Consider the following 3756-nt stretch of genomic DNA (forward strand, 5'->3'; position numbering starts at 1 on the left):
GGCCTTCACCTATCTACGGCTCGCCGTATCCGATCGCACAACGTGCCTGGGCATCACAGCTAGCGGGCGGCAGCAGCTGAGCCCCGATACAGTTGAAGACGGGCCAGCTGCGATGCGGGGCAGTATTCCGAGCGGCGCTACGGCGCGCGAAGCCGACGGTATTGATTGAACGGTCCTGTCCGGCCCGTCCGCACGGCAGAGATAGTAGGATTCGCCCGAACGACCTTGCATGACCTAGGCGCCGATAACGATAGCCGCGGTTGCGACGTCTCCTAAATGGTAAGACACCGGTTGCGCGTTCTAGCGACGGCCGGCGCGACGAGCCGCCCCGTTCAATGCCAGGTCGGCCATGTCTCGAGCCATCTGCTCCCGCGCTTCACTTGGAGTCGCTCGTGGAGCGAGGTCCGCTACTTTTAGATGAGACCGTCCCGTCGGGTCGACCCAGTGACTGGTCACAAGTACTTGGAAATCGAGCTCTTTGGCAAGCGCTAGGAACCCCGGCTTGAACTTCTCGATAGTATGAGGACCCCCGTGCGACCTCTTACCAGACGTGCCGCCCTCCGGGAAGATTCCTATGCATTTGGAGGTGTCCCTACTAACAGCGTCGACCACTGCGTCGACGACGTCCCGCGCCGGAGTTCCCTTTTCAAACACGAGAGTGCCGCCGAGCGCATCCACTGCCTGTCCGGCAGCCCCGGGGTAGCGATTGCCCACGAATAGAACATCTGAGACTCCGATCGCGCGCGCGGCCCCCCATGCCGTGGCCAGTCTCCAAATCCATGGCTCTTGGTTTGGCACCGCGTGCAAGGCGGCTTTAGTCATCGGGTCGGCACTCTGCAGGAAAGACGGGCGCATCAACTTCGAATATCCAAGATGTGGGAATATCATCACGTGACCGGAGTGGGCATCCGGTGTGCTGCTGGCCACCGTTGCAACCAATTCACAGGCGTCTACGACCTGCGAATATGCGGCTGCCCGAACTTTGGCCGCTGTAGCCGGTGCTGGACGGTGCGAGTTCTGCAACGCCTCTTCGACCCATTTCGCCTGGACCCGGCCCAAGGCAGTGGCCCGTTCAAGACCCCGCCCGTCTACATAATTTCGCCACGCTTCAACAATCCGGGCTTCACCTTCTTGTTCTGTCACGGGCCTAGGCCATCTGGGCGAGTCAACAGGTTCTGAAGTGTCAACAGGCCCGCCAGTGTCTTGGCATCGACCCACGGAGAGGACATGGCGGCGGCCAGAGCATCATCGATGCTCAACCATGAGATATCGATTCCAGTTTCGGGATTCGCGCCAGTCCTCGTAAAGTCGCGGGACCAGAACAGATGAACGACCTCGGTCGTCAATCCCACACTTGAGCACAATGCAACCAGGGGCCTCAAGTTGAAGACTTGGTAACCGGTCTCCTCTAAAGTCTCTCGAGTCGCAGTCGTCTGAGGGCTTTCATCCTGTTCAATAATACCGCTAGGTATCTCGAGCGTATCTCGAGAAAGGACAGGACGAAACTGATTCACGAGGAGGATCTTCAATCGTCGGGCATCATAGACAAGACAGCCAGCAGTGCCCGGATGGTCGACATATGTGATATTTCGGCCGCGGTAGTTTAGGGACTTGACGACGAGGTCGTTTGCGGGGTCGACGGGCGTAATCATGCAGGATCAGCTTCGTTCCATCGCTCTTCGAATTCTCGCTTAAAGGCCTTGAATACGCCGAGATCAGGTTTCCCTGACAGCATTATGGTTGGGGAATGATGACCGGGCCGACCGGGGAGAAACCAGTTTAGAGTCATTCTATCCCTGTCGATCGTGACCATTCTCCATACGGGGTAAGCGTCGAAATATCGCACCTCCAGCGAGTAGCCGTGTTGGTGAGCGTGTGCTTTGAGTCTGGTCACGGTGCCCCTGATTTCTGTTCGCCAAGGCTCTGGATCTTCTCCCTCGTCAGCCGCACGCCTAGCGAGATGCGGAGAGTCTGGGTTCAGTAACAGGAATCGTATCTGGCCGCCATTGCGTCCTACCCGCAGCATCGCATCTCGAGATGCGACGCTTCTGCCCGTTCTGTTCGCAGAAACGCCCCAGAAATCTATGGAGTGTTCCGCGCCGCTGAACATCAGTTCAACACCCTCGTTTGGCGCGGCGTAAATCTCCGTTATACCTGTCTCGAGTTCGCCTGGCGTAGAAGTGCGGAATGCGCCGCGGACTATGTATGCCAAGATGATTCCGGCCACGAATCCGCAGCCGAGGAAGACTGCGTCGATTACGTTCAGCTTGCCGAGCGCCAGGACGATTACTGCAAAGAGTATAGACGCCAGCAAGTTCAATAGCAGATTGATATAGAAGTCTCGACGACTCATCTTGTAAGCCTCTTTTCTACGGAGGGTGCAACGTCTCGACGCACTATATTCTCGAAGTCGCCCAAGGAGCCGTCATTTTCGATCGAGATCTCTGCGGCCGCTAATACAGCGTCCAGCCCCCAAGCGCGATGGCGCTTGTCGCGTTCGGCCAAGGACTCGCGAATTTCCTGCCTCTCTGGCCGATCTGATCGGGCGGCTAACGTTGCGGCGATCGCTATGACGACTCGGCCTGTTCGTAATTCGGTCAGGTCCGCAAGCGTTTTGGGGTCTCTCACTCCGGTGATGATGACGTTCGGCTGGCTGGTTCGCTCGACGATGTCTATTGCCAACATCGGCCGCTCCCCAAGAAGAATCTCAAGAGCCTGGGAGGGGTCCGCAGGGAGATCCGGCCGGTGGCGCTGCAGTTCCCGGAGGGCGTCGCCTAAGTCGACGACGGGAAGGTCCAGTTCCTCGCCTATAATTCTTGCAGCCGTGCTCTTGCCTGCGCGATCGTGTCCGACAACGAACACGAAGGTTCCCAGCGAACACGTTGGCACGAGGGGACAGTAGCCCATGGTCGATGACGCACGAGCAATTAGTTTCGAGCGGTCTACGCCGTGGGTTGCTGACGCCGCGCTCTCGAAAGTTTGTTTGGAGGACCTGACGCGCGATCGCGTCGTCCGTTCGGTGCTCGACGTGGGAGGGGGCACCGGCGCGCTCGGCTCCCAGTTCCTAAAGGTCGAACCCCGTCCCTCTGTGACTGTCCTGGACAGGAGCCCTCATATGCTCGCTCGCGTCCCCCGCGGGTGCCGCACGATCCTTGCGGATTGGGTCTCAGCAGAGGGCGGTCACGAATTCGACACGGTTCTGATGCGCCAGTTTCTCCACTACACAAGCGCGCCTGAGGTCGCGCTCCTTCACGCTCTGGAGTTCATGTGTGACGACGCGCTGATGTACATCGGTCAATTGGTTGCTCCGAGCCAGGCGAGCGCGGACTGGGTTCACGCGATCGGCACCTACCTGGACCCTGGCCGCTCGACGGTCTTCACCGAACGCGGACTGCGCGACGCTGTGCACGGCGCGGGGTTCGGTGAACTTGTCGTGCGTAGGTTCGAGTACAGAGAGTCTCTGCAGCAGTGGGCAGCACGGCTCAGAGTCCCGCTGGCGCCCAACCCCCTTCCGCCGAAGCTGCGCCCTTCGCCAGACGTAGTGCGAGAGTTGCGTCTTGGTGCAGATCACGCGATCTCGCTAACTTGGCTCCACTTGGTCGTGGAGGCAGCCGCATGAGGACAACGGAACGCTGTGGCTTGAGTCGATTGAATCGAATAGCAACCCGGTTCTCGACGAGCGGTGGCGACACGCTAAGCGGCACCAGTTCACGGCGCAGGAGTGCCACGACATCGTCGAGGCGCTCGACGCCTCCG

4 protein-coding genes are annotated in these 3756 nt (G+C 59.3%); 1 reads left to right on the top strand and 3 read right to left on the bottom strand.

Going from position 1 to position 3756, the window contains the following annotated elements; all coding sequences use genetic code 11:
* Window positions 1-1139: 1139 nt before the first annotated feature.
* From ABD086_RS24245 to ABD086_RS24255, 3 genes are read right to left on the bottom strand one after another with little or no spacing between them, the layout of a single operon-like run.
* Window positions 1140-1652, bottom strand: a complete 513-nt coding sequence (locus tag ABD086_RS24245; protein WP_343911071.1) for an NUDIX hydrolase — start codon at window positions 1650-1652, stop codon at window positions 1140-1142.
* Window positions 1649-2353, bottom strand: coding sequence for a DUF5919 domain-containing protein (locus tag ABD086_RS24250; protein ID WP_343911073.1), 705 nt, complete (start codon window positions 2351-2353; stop codon window positions 1649-1651). Before ABD086_RS24250 ends, ABD086_RS24245 begins: the two co-directional genes overlap by 4 nt.
* Window positions 2350-2889 carry a nucleoside/nucleotide kinase family protein gene (locus tag ABD086_RS24255; protein ID WP_343911075.1) on the bottom strand — a complete coding sequence of 180 codons (540 nt, stop codon included), beginning with the start codon at window positions 2887-2889 and terminating at the stop codon, window positions 2350-2352. Before ABD086_RS24255 ends, ABD086_RS24250 begins: the two co-directional genes overlap by 4 nt.
* 16 nt (window positions 2890-2905) lie before the next feature.
* Here ABD086_RS24255 and ABD086_RS24260 point away from each other — a divergent pair, with 16 nt between their 5' ends.
* Complete coding sequence (locus tag ABD086_RS24260; protein WP_343911077.1) at window positions 2906-3619, top strand: methyltransferase domain-containing protein; 714 nt, start codon at window positions 2906-2908, stop codon at window positions 3617-3619.
* The last annotated feature ends 137 nt before the right edge of the window (window positions 3620-3756 follow it).

Origin of the sequence: Nocardioides aquiterrae (genome assembly GCF_039526625.1) — a bacterium.
Taxonomy (GTDB): Bacteria; Actinomycetota; Actinomycetes; order Propionibacteriales; family Nocardioidaceae; genus Nocardioides; species Nocardioides aquiterrae.

What these genes read in the sequence shown, in the direction of transcription:
- ABD086_RS24250 (WP_343911073.1), bottom strand. Translation starts at nt 2,353, where the DNA reads ATGAGTCGTCGAGACTTCTATATCAATCTGCTATTGAACTTGCTGGCG.
- ABD086_RS24260 (WP_343911077.1), top strand. Translation starts at nt 2,906, where the DNA reads ATGGTCGATGACGCACGAGCAATTAGTTTCGAGCGGTCTACGCCGTGG.
- ABD086_RS24245 (WP_343911071.1), bottom strand. Translation starts at nt 1,652, where the DNA reads ATGATTACGCCCGTCGACCCCGCAAACGACCTCGTCGTCAAGTCCCTA.